Here is a 20,798-nt window from a genome sequence, read left to right as displayed (position 1 = left end):
GTTCTGTATGAAACGATAAGGAGATCGAACATTCATGGCTTATCCCATCTGGCAGGTTGGGTTGGACATTCAGAACGGCGTAATGCGCGCTCTGGCCGTACAACGTCGCCGACATAGCTGGCAATTACGCCATTGGTGGCAATTGCCGTTACCAGACGACATATTACGCGGCGGTAGTCTACATCATCCCGCTGCACTTTGTACGGTTCTTCGTCAATGGCGGCATGAATTGCCACGATTTGTTTCACTACGGTTGGGGTTCCCCGCCCCGCGTGTACTGCAACAACGGCTGCCGATGCCAGACTATCGTCTGCGTGAACCGCAACGTGGCGAATATATTCGTAAAATGGCGGCCAAAGTGCTGCCGGTGAGTGGCGACGATCTGGCGCTGGATTATCGTCCTGATCCGCAGACCCCCAATAAGTTGCTGGTTACCGCGGCGCGTCAGACGGAGCTGGATGTCTGGCTGCATTGCCTGCGTGATGCCGGCCTGCAACCCGATGTGGTGGATATTACCCCTTGCGCATTGCGGTGTATGGCGGCACGGGCCGGGTTGGCTGGCGATCGTCTGCTGTTGCACCGGTTTGATGATCACTGGCTGTGGGTGTCACCGCTGGACGCGCCTTTGGCATTCGGTACGTTTCATCCGGATGAGATAGCAGACGACCCGACGGGTACAGGAGCCGAGCACGAACTATTAAAGTACGTGAGCACTTGCTATCAAAAAGAGATCCCGCCTGCTGCCTACCTCAGTGCATCTGTTCCTGTGACGCTGCAGCAAACGTCTGCCGGGCTGATTTCCTGGTCGCCTCTGACCGCATTTGCTCAACAACAACCGCCATTACCGGGGTTTCCGGCCGCTTTTGCTATTGCGGGTGGGTTGGCGATTCGCCCGGAGGATTCACCATGCTGACGGTGAATCTTCTGGCATGGCGACCTCGCCTGTTGCACCGGCGTATACGGTTAAGCCTGTTGCTGACCAGTATCGTCATGGTGGCTGTCGGTTATGCGGCAGTTATCACCTGCGTGAACTACCGTCAACAACGGGTGTGGTGGCAGTTGCAGGTTGGACTGGCGCAGTCGCAACAGGCGAGCTATGCGCAGCGCTACCATCAGACGTTCGCTGCCTGGCAGCGACGTGAAGCCCAATTGGTACAACTGGCGGCACAAGAGCAGAGCCAGCGACAGAACCAGCGTTATCAGACCTTACTGGCCCAACTACCGACCCTGATGCCCGACGCACTCTGGCTGACAGAAATTGGCGACAACGGTGTGCGCTTATCACTGTCCGGAGTGAGTAATCACTATTCGGCTATCGTCACGTTGGCGAAGGCGATGTCGGCGTTACCACAAATAGCCCACGCCAGCGTGCAACAGGCCGATCGCGATCCTAAGAATAGCGCCCGGCTGAGTTTTTCGTTACGTCTGCACTGGCAGGCTGTAGACGGCGTGGGAGCGAAAGGATGATGCACTGGTTTTATCTCCGGGTCGCACATTGGCTGACCGCGCCGCTATGGTTGTGGCTGCTGGCACCGCCAATGCTGGTCATGTTGGCGACGGTGGTCATCGGTGGAATATGGATGCAGACGCAACAACGGCAATTAGCGCAACTCGAACAGCAAGTCCGTGACAGTGAACAGGTCATCAGACAGTGGCGAGAGAAAATGGCCGCGTTACCGGCGTTACACGTCTTACAACGCTGGCTTGCTGAGCAGCCTTCTCTGGCTGAAGACAGGTCGGTAAATCGCATCGCGTCGTTACTGGATGAGCTACTACGTGATAGTAGTGTTCAACTTGAAAGCTGGCATCCATTACCGGCGCAGAGCGCGAATGGTGAGCCGTCTGCCTGGTTACTGGTTTTTAGTGCGCAGTACGGTGCGACCCTGAATTTCCTGTCGCGTTTTCAATCGCTGCCAGTGGTGCTGCGCATCGACCACATTACTATCCGAAAGGCGTCTGTTGGGCTGCGTACCGAACTGCGACTCTCGTTGCCGCAAGCGCCATCAGTGAAGGTGGGGCAATGAATTACTGGCAAGGTTGTGCACTGTTTGTCGGAGGGCTGCTTGGCTTGGTGAGTACAGCGGCGCTATGTGATTCAGTAATACGTGATTCAGTAATACGCGAATCCGCTATGCGCGACCCGTTCCAGCCCCTGTCGGAGATGTCGTGTAATAGCGGGCAGGATCAGCAGAAATGGCAACTCAAAGGAATGGTGGGGTCATCGTCGCGGTGGATTGCCTGGCTGGTGCAGCCGCAAATCGGCTGGCTACGTGTTCGTGATGGCGATGTTATTCCCCCCGGTGACTGGCAGATTACCCAGCTTGACCGTGGCGGTGCAACGTTGCGTCAAACGGGTGGGAAAGTGATCTGTGGAGTGGCGGAAATACGCCTTGGGCCGCCTTTTCATCACAACAAGGAATGAAGGATGAAGACAGGATGTTTTCCCGGTAGACGGTTTTACCGGTACGGCTGGTTGATGATGTTATGCGGCAGCATGCTGGCCAAAGCAGGTAGTGGTGAGCCGGTTTCACTGGTCTTTGACGATGTGCCCGTGCAGCGAGTTTTGCAGGCGCTGGCAGACCACCAGCAACTTAATCTGGTGGTGGCACCGGGGGTAGCCGGTAACATTAGCCTGAATTTACAGCAGGTTCCCTGGCAGCAGGCGCTGGATATTATTCTGCGAATGGGGCAATTGACGGTTGAACAGCAAAATAGCGTCATGATGGTTTACCCCGATACCTATGTGAAAGACCGCCAGCAGAAACAGGAGGAACAAGCGGCTAAGCAGCGTTTGCAACTGCCGTTGCAAAATCTGTCCGTCACCTTGCAGTACGCGGAAGCGACTGAGGTGGTGGCGAATCTGCAAAGCCAGCGCGGTACGTTGCTGACAGAACGCGGTAACGTCACCGTCGATAAACGCACCAACACGCTGCTGATTCGGGATGTCGCTTCCGCGCTGGAACAAATTCGGCCCTGGATTGACGCGTTGGATAAGCCATTGTCGCAGGTGCAACTGGCAGCGCACATCGTCACCATCAGCAGCGAGCATTTGAAAGCGTTGGGCGTTAACTGGGGGCTGGGGGACGCTTCCATTGCAGGGCAGGCGATGCAGATGAATAACTTCACGGTTAGCCTCCCGGTTGAATCGCCCGCTGTTAACGCCGGGTTTCATCTGGCAAAGCTCAATGGACGATTGCTTGACCTGGAACTAATGGCGCTGGAGCAGGAAAACGAGGTGGAGATTATCGCCAGTCCGCGCCTGTTTACTGCGCATCAACAAACAGCCAGCATCAAGCAAGGCACGGAAATCCCGTATCAGGTATCCAGCGGTGCCAGCGGTTCGACATCGATCGAGTTCAAGGAAGCGGTGTTGGGCATGGAAGTCACCCCCAGGATTCTGCATGGTGGGCAGATTACGCTCAACCTGCTAATTAGCCAGAATATGCCGGGACGGGCTATCAAGCAGGGGGAAGGGGGCGAAATCCTGGCGATCGATAAACAGGAGATCCAGACTCAGGTCACCGTGCAGGATGGCGAAACCATTGTGCTGGGTGGGATTTTCCAACAACAAAAAAATCAAGGGGAGCGTCAGGTGCCGGGCTTGGGGTCGTTACCGGGCATTGGTCAGTGGTTTCGCGCCACAAGTCAGCAGCATACGCGCCGCGAGCTGGTCATCTTTATCACGCCTACACTGATTCAGGCGGCTAAACGCGCACCAGCAGCCTGATTATCTCAAAACGGTGGGGTGCGATGTGTCAGCCTGCTTTATACACTCGCTTTGTGAAATAGTGTCCTTCATTGTTTGACGATACCGTCGTTTTAGCATACAAGGATAGCGGCTTGAGCACGGAAGTGGTGTTACATCAGCAGTGTAGATAAAACGCACGGTTTATGACGACCTGGTTTGTGTGGCGTTTTATTCGGTTGCCAAACCACCCTGAGTATTGAGATAATTTTTTGTCTGATTCTCGCACTATCGCTCATGAGGTTTCAGTTTAGGTTCCGCCGCAGGTTACATGGCGGGGCGGGTTATCATTAACGAATTTCTTAGTAATACCAAAAAAATGGCAGAGAAACGCAATATCTTTCTGGTTGGGCCTATGGGTGCCGGCAAAAGCACTATTGGCCGTCAGTTAGCTCAGCAGCTCAATATGGAATTCTTCGACTCCGATCAAGAAATTGAGCGTCGTACCGGGGCTGATGTGGGCTGGGTATTTGATGTGGAAGGCGAGGAAGGCTTCCGCGAGCGCGAAGAGAAAGTCATTAATGAATTGACGGAAAAGCAGGGCATTGTGCTGGCAACCGGCGGTGGTTCGGTAAAATCACGCGAAACTCGCAATCGCCTGTCAGCACGTGGCGTGGTGGTGTATCTGGAAACCACGATTGAAAAACAGTTGGCCCGTACTCAACGAGATAAAAAACGTCCGTTGCTTCAGGTTGAAGCCCCACCACGCGAAGTGCTGGAGGCATTGGCGAGAGAACGTAATCCGCTGTATGAAGAGATCGCCGATGTTACGATTCGCACCGATGAACAAAGCGCCAAAGTCGTTGCCAACCAGATTATCAGCATGCTGGAAAACAACTGATTTTGTGTAATCTCCTGTATACCGCAGGTCTCTGACAGATCAATGGAACGAGCATGGAAAGAGTCACCGTAACTCTCGGGGAACGCAGTTACCCCATTACGATCGCCGCCGATCTTTTCAACGACGCGGCTTCTTTTATGCCGCTGAAGGCTGGTGATCAGGCCATGCTGGTGACCAATGAAACGTTGGCTCCGCTGTATCTGGACAGAGTACGTAGCCTGCTGGAGAACAGCGGTGTGCGGGTGGATCAGGTTATTTTGCCTGATGGCGAGCAGTTCAAGTCGTTAGCGGTGCTGGAGCAGGTCTTTTCCGCATTACTGGCTAAACCGCATGGTCGTGATACCACGCTGGTAGCGTTGGGCGGCGGTGTCATCGGTGATTTGACCGGCTTTGCTGCCGCCTGTTATCAACGCGGTGTTCGCTTCATTCAGGTTCCCACCACGCTGTTGTCACAGGTTGACTCCTCTGTCGGTGGTAAAACGGCAGTCAATCATCCGCTTGGCAAAAACATGATTGGCGCGTTTTATCAGCCCGCCTCGGTGGTTGTCGATTTGGATTGCCTGCGAACATTGCCTGCACGCGAGCTCTCCTCCGGGCTTGCCGAAGTGATCAAGTATGGCGTTATCCTCGATCGCGTCTTTTTTGAATGGCTGGAAGCGCATATCGACGAGATTCGTCGACTGGAGGGTGTGCCGCTGGCCTACTGCATCCGTCGTTGTTGTGAGCTTAAGGCAGAGGTAGTGGCCGCAGATGAACGTGAGTCCGGGCTGCGCGCCTTGCTGAATTTAGGCCACACTTATGGACATGCCATTGAAGCGGAGATGGGGTACGGTAACTGGCTGCATGGCGAAGCCGTAGCGGCTGGAATGGTGATGGCGGCTCATGCGGCTCGTCGGCTCGGGCAGTTGAGCGCTGACGATGTTGAGCGTATCAAGGCGCTGTTGCTGCGGGCTGGTTTGCCTGTTACCGGACCGCGCGAAATGGTCCCGCAAGCGTATTTACCGCACATGATGAGGGATAAGAAGGTTCTGGCCGGAGAGTTGCGTCTGGTTCTGCCTACGGCAATTGGTCAGTCTGAAGTCCGGTCGGGTGTATCGCACGAACTGGTGCTGGCATCCATCGCCGACTGCCTTCCCTAAACCCTTCACTGAGCTGGCTGAATAGCCAGCAGGTGGAGTCGCGGTGGTTTACGTTTAAAATACAATGCCTTATGATTTAGACTTTCGCAGCGTCGGATGTGTGCGAAAGCTAGCCTTTCAGTGGGAGGGTAAAATGGATGAGTTCAACCCGGAAGAAGAGTTGAAACCGGATGCCAGTGATCGACGCCCCGTGCGTCAGCAGAGAAGAAGCAAAAGTTTATCTGCTCCGAGTGTTTCGCTATCCAGACAACACACCATGATTGGTATCGGTATTGTGGTATTGGTGCTGCTGATCATTGGTATCGGCTCTGCCTTGCAGTCACCCAGCCAGAATACGCCTTCAGCGTCGTCACCCGCAGCAGGTTCTGGTAAGAATATCGATCTGTCATCGTCGATGTCTTCCAGCCAGACCCAGAGTGCATCACCGGCGGTATCTCAGCCTTCTTCCCCTGTACCGGTAAGCAATAACCCGAATGCAGGAAGAAGTGGTGCTCCGCAGGCGTTAAGCGGCCAGCCGGTTTCCGGCACCCCTACGCAGGCACCCTTGTCCGCACAGAGTAACAACCAGCAGCGCATTGAGCTGCCGGGTAATATCACCGATGCCTTGTCTCAGCCTCTGCAGCAAGACAGGGTAAATGCCTTGTCGGCGGGATTGCCGACCGAACCGGCTACTGTATTCTCGCCGACGACCAAAGGTGGGCGCACGCAGCTTGTAGAGAAGGCGCCTTCGCGTGTGCAGGCTGAAAAGCAGCCTTCTACTGTGCCATTCCATGAAACTACGCCATCCCATAAAAGGGTCGCAGAAGCTAAAGAAGCGGCGAAACCCGCTACGAATACACATCGTGCCCCTACGACCGCTGTGATGCCCGCACCATCGAGCAGACCAGTTGCAGTAGGTAAACCTGCGGCGTCAGCCGCAAGCCAGAGCAGTACAGCTATCCAGAGTGCGCCTGCCAGCCACTTTACCTTGCAGCTCAGCAGTGCGTCCCGCGAAGATTCTCTCAAGGCTTATGCTCGGGAACAGCGACTGGCGAACTACTGGGTGTATGAAACGAAACGTGACGGGCGGCCCTGGTATGTGCTGGTGAATGGTGTTTACGCCACACCGGAAGATGCCAAGCGTGCTATTGCGTCCCTGCCTGCTGATGTTCAGGCGAAAAAACCATGGGTCAGGCCGATCCGTCAGGTGAAGCAGGACTCGACCAAGTAAGACCAAATTGGCCCTGATGTGCTGTCTTAACAGAGTACAATCCGTGGCTCTGAACTGTGTGAGTAACTAACGACGGCATGAAGAAAAACCGCGCGTTCTTAAAATGGGCCGGTGGGAAATATCCGCTGGTGGAGGAGATTCGCCGATATCTGCCAGCGGGAGAGCGATTAATCGAGCCTTTCGTGGGTGCGGGTTCTGTGTTTCTCAATACCGACTACGACAGCTATATTCTGGCGGATATTAACAGCGATCTCATTAATCTTTATAAAATTGTCAAAACTGAGACCGATACATTCATTAGCGATGCCCGCGAGTTGTTTATCGATGAGGTGAATACCTCGGATGTTTTTTATCAGTTGAGAACGGAATTTAACGTCTGCACCGATGATTATCGCCGCGCGTTGCTGTTTCTGTATCTGAACCGACATTGTTATAACGGCTTGTGCCGCTATAACATGCGGGGTGAATTCAATGTGCCGTTCGGGCGTTATAAAAAGCCCTATTTTCCGGAAGAAGAACTTTACTGGTTTGCGGAAAAGGCGCGAAATGCCACGTTCGTTTGCGAGCATTATCAGCAGACGTTGACCAATGCGACCTCAGGCTCGGTGGTGTATTGCGATCCGCCTTATGCGCCGCTGTCGGCTACGGCCAATTTCACGGCGTACCACACCAACAACTTTAACCATCAGGATCAGCAAAATCTGGCGCAGTTGGCACAGCAGTTGTCATCGCAGAACCAGATCCCGGTGCTGATTTCCAACCATGATACGGTACTGACTCGCGAGTGGTATCGTGATGCGTCATCGTTGTATGTGGTCAAGGCGCGTCGCACCATCAGCCGCAATATTTCGGGCCGCAGTAAGGTCAATGAACTGCTGGCGTTGTACTGCCGGGCGTCTTGAGTGTGACGAGAGGCGGTGGGCAGGGGGAATAACGGTGAGAAAAGCCTCACCCTTGTTCCCCTAACAGAGTGGCTGCGAAGGTGTGTCATCAGTGGGCGTACCCGGCAGCGGAATGCAGACTTGATGGTTTGGAGAAACGCATGAAACCGTTTTTAATCGCCCCGTCTATTTTGTCGGCTGATTTTGCCCGTCTTGGCGAGGATACCGCACGTGTTCTGGCTGCCGGAGCCGATGTCGTCCACTTTGATGTGATGGATAACCACTATGTCCCCAATTTGACTATTGGCCCGCTGGTGTTGAAATCCTTGCGCAACTACGGCATTACCGCACCGGTCGATGTGCATCTGATGGTAAAACCGGTGGACAGGCTGATACCTGATTTTGCCGAGGCGGGTGCCAGCTTCATTACGTTTCATCCCGAGGCATCCGAACATGTCGACCGGACGCTGCAACTGATCAAGAGTCATGGCTGTAAGGCAGGTCTGGTGTTTAACCCTGCCACCTCACTGAGTTATCTTGATTATGTGATGGATAAGCTGGATATCATTTTGCTGATGTCCGTGAATCCAGGCTTCGGCGGTCAGTCATTCATTCCTTCTACGCTGGATAAATTACGCCAGGTACGTCAGCGGATTGATGAAAGCGGCTATGATATCCGTCTTGAGGTCGATGGTGGCGTCAAAGTCGATAACATCGCGCAGATTGCGGCAGCCGGTGCGGATATGTTCGTCGCCGGTTCGGCGATTTTTGGCCAGCCGGATTACCGTGCGGTGATTGATAAGATGCGTCAGGAGTTGGAGACGGTACGGCATGACTGATTTTGCTGCGATTCGCGGGCTGGCGTTTGATCTGGATGGTACGCTGGTCAACAGTGCGCCAGGGTTGGCCGAAGCGGTGGATATGGCATTAGGCGCATTGTCGCTGCCACGTGCGGGCGAAGAGCGAGTATCCACCTGGATTGGTAACGGTGCCGATGTATTGATGGAGCGGGCGTTACGCTGGGCGGGGGTAGAGCCAACGAGCCAGCAGATTCAGGATACCCGTTCGCTGTTTGATAAGTACTATGCCCGCACGGTAGATAGCGGCAGCCTGCTGTTTCCCGAGGTGAAGGAGACGCTGGCTGCGCTTGCCGTACGTGGCTTTCGTATGGCTGTTGTCACCAATAAACCGACACCTTTCGTCGCGCCGCTGCTGGATGTGCTGGGGATTGGGCACTATTTCTCGCTGATTTTAGGCGGCGATGACGTTACCGAGAAAAAGCCACATCCGGCACCGTTGTACATGGTGTTGGGTAAACTGGGTTTACGGGTAAACGAATTGCTGTTTATCGGCGATTCTCGTAATGATATTCAGGCAGCCCGAGCCGCCGGATGCCCGTGCGTCGGCATGACGTATGGTTATAACTATGGTGAGGCGATCGCGTTAAGTCACCCTGACGTGGTGCTGGATCGCTTTGCGGATTTATTGACCCTTGTCGGGTTACCCCTTTTACACGATCAGGAAGCATGACATGAGTAAGCCCATTGTATTTAGCGGCGCACAGCCGTCAGGCGAGTTGACCATTGGTAACTACATGGGTGCGTTACGTCAGTGGGTCAACATGCAGGATGATTTTGACTGCATTTATTGCATCGTGGATCAACATGCGATCACCGTGCGTCAGGATCCGCAGCAACTGCGCAAGGCGACGCTGGATACGCTGGCGCTCTATCTGGCCTGCGGTATCGACCCGCAAAAGAGCACGATTTTTGTCCAGTCGCACGTGCCGGAACACGCACAACTGGGTTGGTTGCTCAACTGCTATACCTATTTCGGCGAACTGAGCCGCATGACCCAGTTCAAAGACAAATCGGCCCGTTATGAAGAAAACATCAATGCCGGATTGTTTGACTACCCGGTATTAATGGCGGCTGACATTCTGCTCTACCAGACCAACCAGGTACCGGTAGGCGAAGACCAGAAACAGCATTTGGAACTGAGCCGGGATATCGCCCAGCGCTTCAACGCGATTTACGGTGAGGTGTTCCGTGTTCCTGAACCGTTTATTCCGAAATCCGGCGCACGGGTGATGTCTTTGCTGGAGCCGAACAAGAAGATGTCTAAGTCGGATGACAACCGCAATAACGTCATTGGCCTGTTGGAAGACCCGAAATCGGTGGTGAAGAAGATCAAACGCGCAGTTACTGACTCCGACGAGCCACCAGTGGTGCGTTACGATCTGCAAAACAAGGCCGGGGTGTCCAATTTGCTGGATATCCTCTCCGGGGTGACGGGGAAAGCCATCCCTGATCTGGAGAAAGAGTTTGAAGGGCAGATGTATGGCCACCTGAAAGGCGCAGTGGCCGATGCTGTTTCCGGCATGCTGAGCGAACTGCAGGCGCGTTATCACCGTTTCCGTGATGACGAAGCCTTCTTGCAGCAGGTGATGCGTGATGGGGCACAAAAAGCCAGCGCCCGTGCGCAGGAAACACTGCGCAAAGCCTATGACGTGGTGGGGTTTGTCGCTCGCCCGTAATCTGATCGTTCGTTATCTGGTCGTAGTTATTTTTATTCAGACAGCGCCGCTTCTTATCGGAAGCGGCGTTTTTTTATTGATGTTAGTCTGAGCGATGGATAAGGAAAATAAAGATAATAAAAATAGAGATTGTAAATAGGGCAATTGCATAATCATCGGGCGGATAATTTTCACAAATGTTATAAATTGCCTAATGACCTCGCGGTAAACTTCCTCAATAATCGATATAAATAAAACGAAGTTTTATTAAATCAGCACTGTTTTTTTATTTTTATCAATTCATAAAACCGATGCTGGCGGGCGCTTCACCTTCAGGCAGGTAATCAACGTGAAAATTGAATCCATTGACGTCACCGTCTTCACTTATCCCACTCGCCGCGTTTCTGACAGCGCAGGACATTCCCACCCAGGCGATGAGCATCAGGCTGGCATGGCGCTGCTGACCATCAGTACAGAGGATGGGCACAAAGGGTATGCGTTTGCACCGCCGGAAGTCATTCGGCCCTATGTGGTGAACAGTTTTTTCCGCAAGGTACTGATTGGGCAGGATCCGTTTGATCGTGAGCGTTTATGGCAGGATCTGGTGCACTGGCAGCGCGGCAGTGCTAACCAGTTAACTGATCGGGCGCTGGCTATCGTCGAGCAAGCCTTGTGGGACTTGGCCGGGCGGGCGCTGAACACGCCGGTCTATAAACTGCTGGGAGGTTACCGTGACAAAGTACTGGCATACGGTAGCACCATGTGTGGTGATGAACTCAAAGGTGGCCTGTCGACGCCGGATGAGTACGGTCAGTTCGCCGAAAAGCTGGTCGCGCGCGGTTACAAGGCCATTAAACTGCATACCTGGATGCCGCCGGTCTCATTCGCACCCAGTCCGCAAATGGATGTGAAAGCCTGTGCGGCGGTGCGTGAAGCGGTCGGGCCGGATATCAACCTGATGCTGGATGGCTACCATTGGTACAGCCGTAGCGAGGCACTGTATATCGGTCGTGAGCTGCAAAAACTGAACTTCACCTGGTTCGAAGAGCCGATGGAGGAGCAGAGCATGGCATCCTACAGTTGGTTGAACAAAAATCTGGATATCGATGTCATCGGGCCGGAAAGTCTGGGCGGGAAATATTTCAGCCGTGCCGACTGGGTGAAGGAGGGGGCCTGTGACATCCTGCGTGCCGGGGTGCAGGGTGTAGGCGGTATTTCACCGTGCCTTAAAGTGGCACATCTGGCGGAAGCCTTCGGCATGGATTGTGAAATCCATGGCAACGGCGCACCCAATCTGGCCGTTGTGGGAGCGATTAAAAACTGTCGCTGGTATGAACGTGGTCTGCTGCATCCATTCATGAACTACGATGAACCCGCCGCTTACCTCAATTCACTGGTGGACCCGATGGACGAAGACGGTTTCGTTCACCTGCCGCAACGTCCTGGCCTGGGCGAAGATATCAACTTTGACTGGATCGAGGCGCACACGCTAAGCCAACATTAATCGCCAGGTAGCACATCATTCTTTTGACCCTTTCTCTCCCCCGGTTATGATGTTCCGACTCCGGGGGAGCGATGGCGGCTGTCATGATGTTGAGTCGGCGGGTGGGAGAGCAAATAGTGCTCTTTTTTTCGCCAATGGGTGGCCGTGATCGCGTAAAAAAAGGTAAATGGGTGGCGTAGAAAGGTACGGCTATTTAAAATCGGTACGCTTTCTGTCGTTGATCCTCAAAAGGAATGCTTCATGTCAAAACGTATACTGGCAGCGGTAGTGACTGTATTTGCCCTGACCGCCTTTTCACCGGCTTTTGCCGCTACCACGTCCACTCACGTGTTGCTGACAACCACCGCAGGTAACATTGAACTGGCGCTGGATGATCAAAAAGCGCCGATTTCCGTGAAAAACTTTGTCGATTATGTCAACAGCGGTTTTTACAATGGCACTATTTTTCACCGGGTTATCCCAGGGTTCATGGTTCAGGCTGGCGGTTTTAGCAGTGATATGAAACAGAAAGCCACCAATTCGCCTATCAAGAATGAAGCGGATAATGGTCTGCGTAATCTGCGCGGCACTATCGCTATGGCGCGCACCAGTGAAAAAGATAGCGCCACCAGTCAGTTCTTTATCAATGTGGCGGACAACGCTTTTCTGGATCACGGCCAGCGTGATTTTGGTTATGCGGTATTTGGTAAAGTGGTCAAAGGCATGGAGGTCGCGGACAAGATTTCTCAAGTCCAGACAGACAATGTCGGGCCGTACCAGAATGTACCGACGAAGCCTATTATCATTCAGTCAGCAAAAGTGATTAAGAAGTAATCGCCTGTTGGTTTGACATGTCTTGTGCATTATTTCCCCATTCCCGCAGCAGGATGCTGTGGAGTGGGGAAACAGCCTCATTTATTTTTAGACAGCGCCAGCTGTTTGTCATCAATCAGCATGTGCTGGGTAATCACTTCGTACACCACATAGTGAAACAGTTCTGACATGCCAATCTGTTGCTGCTCAAACCGCTGTAGTAGTTCGCTTGCCCGATAGAGCAGGTGGCTGTGTAAGCGGGCATGATAGCCGACGTCCGGGTGCTGCTTTTCGCGCAGCATTTGCTCTTCATGCTGCATGTGTTCGTGCAGTAAATCGATAAGCTGGCTGACCTGCTGTGAGAATTCTTCCCGTGTTCCGCTACGCAGTATTATCTGTAACAGCGCATTAGCCTGACGAAACAGGTGCTGGTGTTCCCGGTCGACATCCGGATGACCGGTGGCGTAGCTGTAGTGCCAGGTCAGATGAACCAGATTGGTATCCGGTAACACCATCAGCGAATTATCGACAATCAGTGCTTCTGTCTCGATACGGTTACGGCCTGCCGCTTTAGCGCGATAGAGCGCGGAGTCGGCCCGGCTTAGCCAGCTTTCCCAATGATCGCTGGACTGACAAACAGCGATGCCAATGCTGGTTGTAACCTGCAGGCCGTTGGAAAAACGTTGTGATTCGAGTGCCTGCCTGATGCGTTCAGCGGTCAGTATCGCACCGCCGATGCCGGTGGACGGCAGGATCGCGACAAACTCTTCGCCTCCCCACCGCCCGAGTACGTCGGTGGAGCGCAACGTGGTGCGGGCAATGTGGGCGAATGCTTTGAGCACTTCATCTCCCGTTGCGTGGCCGTAATCGTCGTTTACTTTCTTAAAATGGTCCAGGTCGAACATCAGCAACGACACGGGATAGCCATATCGCTCCAGCCGGTCCATTTCCTGACGCGCTATCTCTTGTACCCGGATGCGGTTCCAGCAACCTGTCAGGCTGTCCTGACGCAACGTCAGGTTGTTGAGATGGTCTGAACGATCTTTCGCCATCATGATCAGTCCGTTAGCAATGAAAAGCAGTGTGGCGAGACTTGCCACATTGATAATCGTCAGTGCCGGGGCGCTGGAGAGTAATGAGGTAGGATAATTGCCGCTGGATAGTAACAAGAAGAGTCGATGGATAAGGCTGAGGATATTCACGCCCAACCCTAACACCATCAGGTTACGCCCACGAACGGGCTGATCGGTTGCCTGTGTCAACAAATACCCAATCACCACACTGGCTTGCAGCATACACAGAATGCCGCTGACCAGCGTACGGGCTTTCTGGTTATCCAGCATGATGCTAAAGAACACGGCGGCAAATACCGCTGGCATCCACAGCAACCAGTGCGGGACACGCCGTTGTTGGAACGTGGTGACGGAAAGAAGCAGTAATGAGTAAGCCAGAGCAATCAGGATGTTCGAAGGGACGATGGAGAGTGTGTCAGGAATTTGGCCGCGTAATGCATACAATATGTAGGCGATTCCGTGAAAGAGTAATGCCCAGGTACAAATAATCAGTTCTCGATCCCGGTGGCTATGCGCTGCCCAGCGCACACACAGGGCCAGGGCAAAACTTGAGACGATGATCATCATAAACATTGTGGGGACATCGACTCGCATGTATCACCTCAAAATAAAAAAAAGCAAAAAGTGTGACTGTCACTGGCATTCGTTGTTATTCGTGCGTGCTCAGCGGAATAGCAGTTGGGTTTTATTCTCTTTCCTTGCGTCACTGCCATCGATTTTATTGATGCTGACACAGTAGCCAATACAAATATATTGAATTTGCAGTACAAGAGCATGACAAGGCAGGCACACGATATAAAAAGCGTGTCTGAAAGTCTGTACTCGTTGCAGGCTTGTTTATTGCCGTCCGATGGCAGGATACCGCGTAGCGTGGCGGAATAATGCCTGACCAGGGTGAGAATCAGGAGGGCCGAATAGGTGTCGTTCGGCAACGCAATGGCATTGTCATCCTGATGATGACCTGTCCGGCCTATTTTGCTGTGTGTCTGTTTTCGCGATGTCGGTCTTTTTCGCTGTTTTGATAGTATTGATATACGGTTTAGCGATGGTTGTTGTCAATATACCCGTCATACTTCAAGTTGCAGGTGTGTTGGTTGCATTACTCGGCCCATCCCTGGGCCTCGCCCTTTCAGGGCCGCAGCACGCTGCGTTCAACTCTGCTCCCGGCAGAGTTGTCGTTCACCCGAATCACTTACTTGAGTAAGCTCATCGGGATTCAATGAGAGACATCCTGTCTCTCACCAGAGGCCAGCCGTTGGCTGGTCAAATTCGTTCCCAACGAATTTGTCACTCGCTTACCGCGTGACAAGGCTCTAATGAGCCTTGCCCTAAAGGGCCAACGCATTGCGTTGTTCAACACGCCAGCGTGTTGTCCTGCAACTCGAATTATTTAGGGTATACGCGCGTCATGCTGCCAGAAAAAAGGGAACCTATAATCGGTTCCCTTCTATTTTTTAACGCGTTGGTGATGAATCTTGGGGGGATTATTCCAGGTCTTTCGCCATCTGTTGCAGCCAGCTGTCAACACCGCTGGATGGCACCGTCAATGTACGCGTAGTCGTGGTCGCGGTGGGATAACCACCCACTTCGCTCTGGCTGTTGACGAAGGTGCCGCTGCGTTTCTGGAAATCACTAACGATGCGTTTATCCACCGCGTCGCGGTCTTTCGGACGGGCACCGGCGTGCTGCGTCACCTGGCTGGCTACCGATGAGGAACTGAGCGCTGTCAACCCGGTGGGCCAGACGGGGGCGGATTTCAGCACGTTAATGCCGGTACCGGAGGTCTGCGCGACGGCTTTGCCGGCTTTATCGAAGGCCAGGTTGTCGCTCATCCAGACATCGCCGCCAGTGGTATTGCTGCCGACCAGTGCGAGATCGGATTTGGTGTTGGCGCCGTAATACATCACGTTACCGGCGATCGCGACTTTGGCGTTAACCGGCAACGTGCGGCCTTCCCACTCACTTTGTATCGCCCCGATACGGATACCCCAAATCCCCGGGTTGTAGATCAGGTTATTGACCACAACGCCGGTGGTTGCACCTTTAAACCATGGGTTGCGTTCATTGTTGTGGGCATACAGGTTGCCGATGATCGCCGCATTGGTCACGTTATCGTGTACCAGCGTCCCCATCGAGTGAATGCCTTTGGCGTGGCTGGAGTCGTACAGCCCTTCCGCAATAATGTTATTTGAGAAGGTCACGTTATGGGCGGTGCCGGACTGGCCGTCGTAACGTGGGCCTGAAACCGACAGATTTTCATCGGTGCCCCAGGCAAAGCTACAGTGATCCACGACGACGTTGTAGGCATTCGGTCCATACAGCGATACGTCTTTCTCAAAACCACTCTTTTTGGCGTGACCGTTATCGCCAATGCGAAAGCGGATATGCTGCATCAGGACATCATGAGTGGTGATCATCATGCCGCCCTTGACGAGGGTAATACCTGGTGATGGCGCGGTTTGCCCGGCAATGGTCACGTAAGGCTCAGCGAGCCGAATGTCCTGCTCGTTGAGATCAATAATACCGCCCACTTCGAACACGATAACTCGCGGGCCTTTGGTGGCCAGCGCTTCGCGCAGCGAACCGGCACCGCTGGAAGCCAGCGTGGTGACGCGGATAACTTTGCCGCCGCTGCCGGCTACCGTCTCGGTGCCGAAGCCTTTCAGGTCCGGGGCGGCCGTGCTGGCGGCCTGAGCGGTCAGCATGCAGGTACTGAATAGCAATGTAAATAGCAGGGTGTGTCTCATGATGGCTTGATCCCTATGCCGGGGCGTGTTCTGCCTGATAGCGAGGCGTTTCAAACGAAAGGCGGGTGAGTAATGATGGCCCTCCCACCCAGAACTAATCCGGTGTCCTCCACCCGGCAAAACCGGGCGAAGGACGCTCCTGACACAGTCAGGCCGACGGGAACGTATTACTTACAGGCTGAACTGGTCAGTGTTGCCAGGTTTTTGCCTACCCCGGCGTAGTTAGCCAGTTTGTCTTTCACACACTGGGCGCTAACCGGGCTGTAGCTGTAAGGCACGGTCGGGAAAGTACCGGTGGACGTCCAGCTGTCGGCGTTAACGTAAGCCTTGGTGTCGGCTGTCCAGGTAATGTTGTACGTCGCAAAATCGGCCGGTTTGGTGATGTTGTTGTTTTTCAGTACCCAGGTACCGAAATTGCTGCCGTCATAGCGTGACGTTACCGGGCTTACCGCATTTTCGAACCAATTGTTTTCGATCAGCGCTTTGCCGTTCTGGCGGACGTTCAGGCCGGAGCTGGTGACGTTGGTGTACAAGTTGTTGTACGCATGGACATTACCCCCACGCTGCAACGGCAGACGGGCGTTGACGTCGTTGTATATGTTGTGGTGGTAAGTGATGTTGCGTTCAGCGGTGTCAGAAGAACTGAAGCCTGCCAGACCGACCTTCTTCACACCGTGGATGTAGTTGTAGGAGATGGTGACGTAAGTCGCGCCTTTTTTGATATCGAAGGCGGATTCAAAGGTGGTATCGCCGTCTTTGGTACCGTCACATTCGTGGTTCGCAGCGAACAGCTCGTTATGGTCCAGCCAGACGTTTGGCGAGTTGTCGATACGGAACATGTCGCCATCCTGAGCGCCGCCCGGCAGGTAGCCGATACGCATGTTGCGTACCACGACGTCGGAGGAATTGACTATCCAGATACCGAAGTTCGCGGAAGAACCGTTAGCGCCGATGATAGTGATACCTTTGGTGAAGTCTTTGATTTCCACGCCACGGGCATCTTTGCTCCACTGACCGCAAATGTTGGCGGCTGCCGCGTTGATCAGGCTGTCTTCGTTACCGGTATAGGTGATGATCAGCGGATAGGCACCGCCTTTCACTTTCTTACCGTTGGCATCCACTTTGGCGGCATTGATGATATCCACAATGTCCTGCATGGACGTCGCCGTTTTGCTGACCGCACCCGTGACGTTACCACCGTCCGTTTTGGTATAACCGCCGGTATCCGCGGCCAGGCTGGATTGACTGAATGCCAGCAGCAGACCGGCAGCAATGGGAGTAATGAATGATTTCATGAGTCGTGTTCCTGTTTTTAAAAAAAATGTGAAATGGGCATTTATCGTTCCACATGCCCTTATTGGTGGTTGATGCAGCCGCGATATTCCCGTCATGCTTCATGTTGCAGGGGCATTAACTGCCGTTCAGTCACACAACTCATGCAGGGTACACATAAGTAAAACCGAATCGCATGAATCAACCTGCGCTCAGTTTTAGCTCAAAAAGACGACATTTCAATAGATGAAACAGCAGTTCATTATTAGTAACGGTTATGTTTTTTCAAATTTTGACAGGCATCACTCTTTGTGGACGGAGTTCTGACCTGCTGGTTATAACCTTTAATAATTAAAAACCTGCTGATTATTAAATTCATTCGCCAGATGAGTGACAGGCTGATCCATACCGGTAATCGAGCAGGCGGTTGCCTGCTCGATTACCGGGTTATTGATTGCTGGGTTACTGACAGGCTGCGCTGGTCAGCGTGGCCAGGTTTTTACCTACACCAGCGTAATTAGCCAGTTTGTCCTTCACACACTGCGCGCTAACCGGGCTGTAGCTATAGCTCACCGCCGGGAAGGTACCGGTAGAGGTCCAGCTATCCGCATTCACGTAAGGTTTGGTGTCTGCCGTCCAGGTGATGCCGTAGGTCGAGAAGTCAGCCGGTTTGGCGATATTGTTGTTTTTCAGCACCCAGGTGCCGAAATTCTTGCCGTCATAACGGGATGTCACCGGATTCACCGCGTTTTCGAACCAGTTGTTTTCGATCAAGGCCTGGCCGTTCTGACGCACGTTGAGACCGGAACTGGTGACATTGGTGTACAGGTTGTTGTAAGCATGCACCAGGCCACCGCGTTGTAACGGCAGGCGGGCGTTCACGTCGTTATAGCGGTTGTGGTGATAGGTGATGTTGCGACCGGTGTCGCTGCTGCTGGAACCGTCCAGCCCCACTTTTTTCACACCGTGGATGTAGTTGTAGGAAACGGTGACGTAATCTGACGCCCCTTTGATATCTACCGCGGCTTCAAAGGTGGTGTCGCCGTCTGGCGTACCGTCGCACTCATGGTTGGCGGCGAACAATTCGTTATGGTCAACCCAGACGTTCGGCGAATCATCCACGCGGATCATGTCGCCATCTTTAGCCCCGCCCGGGACGTAGCCGATACGCATGTTTTGTACCACCACGTCAGAGGATTTCTTAATCCAGATACCGAAGTTAGCGGAAGAGCCGTTAGCGCCGATGATGGTGATCCCTTTGGTGAACTCCTTGATTTCCACACCGCGGGGGTCTTTGCTCCACTGACCGCAGATATTGGCGGCAGCGGCGTTGATCAGCGAGTCTTCATTACCGGTATAGGTGATGACCAGTGGGTACGCGCCACCCTTCACCTTTTTGCCGTTAGCATCCAGACGGGCCGCCGCGATGATATCGACGATATCTTGCATCGATGTAGCCGTCTTGCTGACGGCACCTGTCACGTTGCCCCCGGCAGTTGCGGCGTAACCGCCGGTATTGGTGGCAGCCAGCACGGGTTGGCTGAGTGCCAGTAATAGTCCAGCGGTAATCGGGGTAATGAGTGATTTCATAGCCTGTATTCCTTTTCTCTAAACCATCAATAAGTTTGTGGGCATGAGTTTTTCCCTGCGCCCGTAGTGGACGTTGGCCGGTATGCCGGTAGATGAACGCTGGCCATGCATGCCGGTCACCAGACTCAGTTTTAGTGTGAAAATCGAACACTTCAACAAGCGAAATGCCATTTCACTATCTGGATCGAATAGATTTTTTAATAGTTTTGAGCAGGCTCACGCTAACGGGTTTCGGTTACAGTTTTGGTAATAACTATTCAGTAAATCTTCATAGTTTTGGTTTGGAATGAATTGTGAAGTCGTTCACAGGCACGGTGGCCGATCCGTTCGCTGACCCGGTTGTGCCACCCGGTGGTTTCTCTCCCGCATTTCGCCGTATTTCCACGTTGAACAGCCGCGCTGGTGGTCGGCTGCGCGTTCCTCTGTTATCTGGTGTGGGAATTAGTTGATCACCAAACGCCGTTTCAATAAATACTGCTTCTTGATGCCTGGTCTCGTTGCAGGCACAAGAATACCGCCGTTTTGCTTCGTTGCCCCGGTTGATGACCGTGGCTCAGGCTCATGATGTCCTGATTTCCTCCAATTTTGCTGCATGTTCTCCTGCTTTTTACCGAGGTTTCCCCAAGAGAGGGAAGCGTCTTCCTCTGCAAACTGACTGCGTCAAGCCATTGAGGAGGAAACCGAATGACTCTTGAAATTAGTCAGGAAAAGTTAAAAAAGGTAATGACGGCCGCAGGTGCTGACGATCTCGCGCAATTCCAGCCGGCGTTACAGCAGGAATGCAACGCGGCGCAGATCGACACACCTTTGCGTTTTGCGCATTTTATTGCCCAGATTGCGCATGAGAGCAATGAATTGCGCGCCCGGGTGGAGAACCTGAATTACAGCGCTAAAGGGCTGCGCTCGGTGTTCGGGCGCTATTTCACCACGGATGAGATGGCCGCACAGTGTGAACGCAACCCCGAAGCCATCGCCAATATTGTTTATGCCAACCGACTGGGTAATGGCGCGACGCAAACCGGCGATGGCTGGAAGTATCGCGGCCGTGGGCTGATTCAACTGACGGGACGGGATAACTATCGTGCCTGTGGCAGCGCTATTGGACAGGATTTGGTGACCAATCCTGACTTGATTAGCCAAAATCCGGACGTTTCGGTGGCGGCGGCAATTTGGTTTTGGAAAAAGAACGGTCTCAACGAGTTGGCCGATCAGGATGATATCAACGGGATCACACGTAGGATTAATGGCGGCTTGAATGGCCTGGTTGATCGTAAAAACTATCTGGCGAAGGCTAAACGCGTTTTTAACTGATTAAATGTGTTTTTAACTGATAAATATGATGACATGCGGACAATACCGGTGCCAGAGGCCAGGTCGGCTATGAAATGTGGTGCCGGTTCATCTGGAACCGATATTTGCCGTAACAGTGTTAACGACCGTTTTTAAAATGGTTTTTTTGTTCAATAAGATTTCAGTATTTTATTGGGCG

General features: G+C 53.2%; 20 protein-coding genes. 16 read left to right on the top strand and 4 right to left on the bottom strand.

Annotation, left to right across the window (positions count from 1 at the left end):
• Window positions 1-34: 34 nt before the first annotated feature.
• The 14 genes from pilM to ppiA all read left to right on the top strand — a co-directional run bounded on the left by pilM (window position 35) and on the right by ppiA (window position 12,648).
• Entirely contained in the window at window positions 35-913 is an 879-nt protein-coding gene (gene pilM, locus FAZ14_RS16390; RefSeq protein ID WP_153508880.1) for a type IV pilus biogenesis protein PilM, read from the top strand.
• Window positions 907-1,467 carry a PilN domain-containing protein gene (locus tag FAZ14_RS16385; protein WP_016942951.1) on the top strand — a complete coding sequence of 187 codons (561 nt, stop codon included), beginning with the start codon at window positions 907-909 and terminating at the stop codon, window positions 1,465-1,467. Before pilM ends, FAZ14_RS16385 begins: the two co-directional genes overlap by 7 nt.
• Window positions 1,464-2,024, top strand: a complete 561-nt coding sequence (locus FAZ14_RS16380; protein ID WP_235914601.1) for a hypothetical protein — start codon at window positions 1,464-1,466, stop codon at window positions 2,022-2,024. The genes FAZ14_RS16385 and FAZ14_RS16380 overlap by 4 nt, the downstream gene beginning before the upstream one ends.
• On the top strand, window positions 2,021-2,422 hold the full coding sequence (locus tag FAZ14_RS16375) for a HofP DNA utilization family protein (protein ID WP_153508879.1): 402 nt from the start codon (window positions 2,021-2,023) through the stop codon (window positions 2,420-2,422). Before FAZ14_RS16380 ends, FAZ14_RS16375 begins: the two co-directional genes overlap by 4 nt.
• A gap of 3 nt (window positions 2,423-2,425) precedes the next feature.
• Window positions 2,426-3,727, top strand: coding sequence for a DNA uptake porin HofQ (gene hofQ, locus FAZ14_RS16370; protein WP_016942954.1), 1,302 nt, complete (start codon window positions 2,426-2,428; stop codon window positions 3,725-3,727).
• A 337-nt stretch (window positions 3,728-4,064) separates the two neighbouring features.
• On the top strand, window positions 4,065-4,586 hold the full coding sequence (gene aroK / locus FAZ14_RS16365; protein WP_029456528.1) for a shikimate kinase AroK: 522 nt from the start codon (window positions 4,065-4,067) through the stop codon (window positions 4,584-4,586).
• 53 nt (window positions 4,587-4,639) lie between these two features.
• Entirely contained in the window at window positions 4,640-5,725 is a 1,086-nt protein-coding gene (gene aroB, locus FAZ14_RS16360) for a 3-dehydroquinate synthase (RefSeq protein WP_153508878.1), read from the top strand.
• Between the two features lie 133 nt (window positions 5,726-5,858).
• Entirely contained in the window at window positions 5,859-6,935 is a 1,077-nt protein-coding gene (locus FAZ14_RS16355) for an SPOR domain-containing protein (protein ID WP_016942957.1), read from the top strand.
• A 77-nt stretch (window positions 6,936-7,012) separates the two neighbouring features.
• Window positions 7,013-7,837: an adenine-specific DNA-methyltransferase gene (gene dam / locus FAZ14_RS16350; RefSeq protein ID WP_016942958.1), complete on the top strand. Its 825-nt coding sequence runs from the start codon at window positions 7,013-7,015 to the stop codon at window positions 7,835-7,837.
• A 140-nt stretch (window positions 7,838-7,977) separates the two neighbouring features.
• Window positions 7,978-8,655, top strand: a complete 678-nt coding sequence (gene rpe, locus FAZ14_RS16345; RefSeq protein ID WP_016942959.1) for a ribulose-phosphate 3-epimerase — start codon at window positions 7,978-7,980, stop codon at window positions 8,653-8,655.
• Complete coding sequence (locus FAZ14_RS16340; protein WP_016942960.1) at window positions 8,648-9,346, top strand: phosphoglycolate phosphatase; 699 nt, start codon at window positions 8,648-8,650, stop codon at window positions 9,344-9,346. Before rpe ends, FAZ14_RS16340 begins: the two co-directional genes overlap by 8 nt.
• A gap of 1 nt (window position 9,347) precedes the next feature.
• A complete protein-coding gene (gene trpS / locus FAZ14_RS16335; protein WP_153508877.1) occupies window positions 9,348-10,352 on the top strand; it encodes a tryptophan--tRNA ligase in 1,005 nt (334 codons plus the stop codon).
• 328 nt (window positions 10,353-10,680) lie between these two features.
• Window positions 10,681-11,835, top strand: a complete 1,155-nt coding sequence (locus FAZ14_RS16330; protein WP_153508876.1) for a mandelate racemase family protein — start codon at window positions 10,681-10,683, stop codon at window positions 11,833-11,835.
• A 240-nt stretch (window positions 11,836-12,075) separates the two neighbouring features.
• Complete coding sequence (gene ppiA, locus FAZ14_RS16325) at window positions 12,076-12,648, top strand: peptidylprolyl isomerase A (protein WP_016942962.1); 573 nt, start codon at window positions 12,076-12,078, stop codon at window positions 12,646-12,648.
• A gap of 77 nt (window positions 12,649-12,725) precedes the next feature.
• On the opposite strand, the gene FAZ14_RS16320 is transcribed toward ppiA, so the two are convergent.
• The 4 genes from FAZ14_RS16320 to pelC form a co-directional block, all read right to left on the bottom strand.
• Window positions 12,726-14,144 carry a diguanylate cyclase gene (locus tag FAZ14_RS16320; protein ID WP_235914599.1) on the bottom strand — a complete coding sequence of 473 codons (1,419 nt, stop codon included), beginning with the start codon at window positions 14,142-14,144 and terminating at the stop codon, window positions 12,726-12,728.
• Between the two features lie 1,040 nt (window positions 14,145-15,184).
• On the bottom strand, window positions 15,185-16,447 hold the full coding sequence (pelZ, locus tag FAZ14_RS16315) for a pectate lyase PelZ (RefSeq protein ID WP_038925433.1): 1,263 nt from the start codon (window positions 16,445-16,447) through the stop codon (window positions 15,185-15,187).
• 167 nt (window positions 16,448-16,614) lie between these two features.
• Window positions 16,615-17,742 (bottom strand): pectate lyase PelB, encoded by a 1,128-nt coding sequence (gene pelB / locus FAZ14_RS16310; RefSeq protein ID WP_153508875.1) that lies wholly within the window; start codon window positions 17,740-17,742, stop codon window positions 16,615-16,617.
• A 439-nt stretch (window positions 17,743-18,181) separates the two neighbouring features.
• Entirely contained in the window at window positions 18,182-19,309 is a 1,128-nt protein-coding gene (pelC, locus tag FAZ14_RS16305; RefSeq protein WP_016942966.1) for a pectate lyase PelC, read from the bottom strand.
• Window positions 19,310-19,602: 293 nt separating this feature from the next.
• Between pelC and FAZ14_RS16300 the strand changes: the two genes are divergently transcribed.
• Complete coding sequence (locus FAZ14_RS16300; RefSeq protein WP_153508874.1) at window positions 19,603-19,758, top strand: hypothetical protein; 156 nt, start codon at window positions 19,603-19,605, stop codon at window positions 19,756-19,758.
• Between the two features lie 235 nt (window positions 19,759-19,993).
• A complete protein-coding gene (locus tag FAZ14_RS16295) occupies window positions 19,994-20,620 on the top strand; it encodes a glycoside hydrolase family 19 protein (protein ID WP_016942967.1) in 627 nt (208 codons plus the stop codon).
• Window positions 20,621-20,798: the final 178 nt, after the last annotated feature.

The sequence above is a fragment of the Dickeya oryzae genome, assembly GCF_009372235.1.
Classification (GTDB): Bacteria; Pseudomonadota; Gammaproteobacteria; order Enterobacterales; family Enterobacteriaceae; genus Dickeya; species Dickeya oryzae.
The sequence above is the reverse complement of the archived record's forward strand: the minus strand, read 5'-3'. Positions and strand labels throughout refer to the sequence as shown.

What these genes read in the sequence shown, in the direction of transcription:
- hofQ (WP_016942954.1), top strand. Translation starts at nt 2,426, where the DNA reads ATGAAGACAGGATGTTTTCCCGGTAGACGGTTTTACCGGTACGGCTGG.
- FAZ14_RS16295 (WP_016942967.1), top strand. Translation starts at nt 19,994, where the DNA reads ATGACTCTTGAAATTAGTCAGGAAAAGTTAAAAAAGGTAATGACGGCC.
- pelZ (WP_038925433.1), bottom strand. Translation starts at nt 16,447, where the DNA reads ATGAGACACACCCTGCTATTTACATTGCTATTCAGTACCTGCATGCTG.
- FAZ14_RS16375 (WP_153508879.1), top strand. Translation starts at nt 2,021, where the DNA reads ATGAATTACTGGCAAGGTTGTGCACTGTTTGTCGGAGGGCTGCTTGGC.
- ppiA (WP_016942962.1), top strand. Translation starts at nt 12,076, where the DNA reads ATGTCAAAACGTATACTGGCAGCGGTAGTGACTGTATTTGCCCTGACC.
- pelC (WP_016942966.1), bottom strand. Translation starts at nt 19,309, where the DNA reads ATGAAATCACTCATTACCCCGATTACCGCTGGACTATTACTGGCACTC.
- trpS (WP_153508877.1), top strand. Translation starts at nt 9,348, where the DNA reads ATGAGTAAGCCCATTGTATTTAGCGGCGCACAGCCGTCAGGCGAGTTG.
- aroK (WP_029456528.1), top strand. Translation starts at nt 4,065, where the DNA reads ATGGCAGAGAAACGCAATATCTTTCTGGTTGGGCCTATGGGTGCCGGC.
- pilM (WP_153508880.1), top strand. Translation starts at nt 35, where the DNA reads ATGGCTTATCCCATCTGGCAGGTTGGGTTGGACATTCAGAACGGCGTA.
- rpe (WP_016942959.1), top strand. Translation starts at nt 7,978, where the DNA reads ATGAAACCGTTTTTAATCGCCCCGTCTATTTTGTCGGCTGATTTTGCC.
- FAZ14_RS16380 (WP_235914601.1), top strand. Translation starts at nt 1,464, where the DNA reads ATGATGCACTGGTTTTATCTCCGGGTCGCACATTGGCTGACCGCGCCG.
- FAZ14_RS16355 (WP_016942957.1), top strand. Translation starts at nt 5,859, where the DNA reads ATGGATGAGTTCAACCCGGAAGAAGAGTTGAAACCGGATGCCAGTGAT.
- aroB (WP_153508878.1), top strand. Translation starts at nt 4,640, where the DNA reads ATGGAAAGAGTCACCGTAACTCTCGGGGAACGCAGTTACCCCATTACG.
- dam (WP_016942958.1), top strand. Translation starts at nt 7,013, where the DNA reads ATGAAGAAAAACCGCGCGTTCTTAAAATGGGCCGGTGGGAAATATCCG.
- FAZ14_RS16340 (WP_016942960.1), top strand. Translation starts at nt 8,648, where the DNA reads ATGACTGATTTTGCTGCGATTCGCGGGCTGGCGTTTGATCTGGATGGT.
- pelB (WP_153508875.1), bottom strand. Translation starts at nt 17,742, where the DNA reads ATGAAATCATTCATTACTCCCATTGCTGCCGGTCTGCTGCTGGCATTC.
- FAZ14_RS16385 (WP_016942951.1), top strand. Translation starts at nt 907, where the DNA reads ATGCTGACGGTGAATCTTCTGGCATGGCGACCTCGCCTGTTGCACCGG.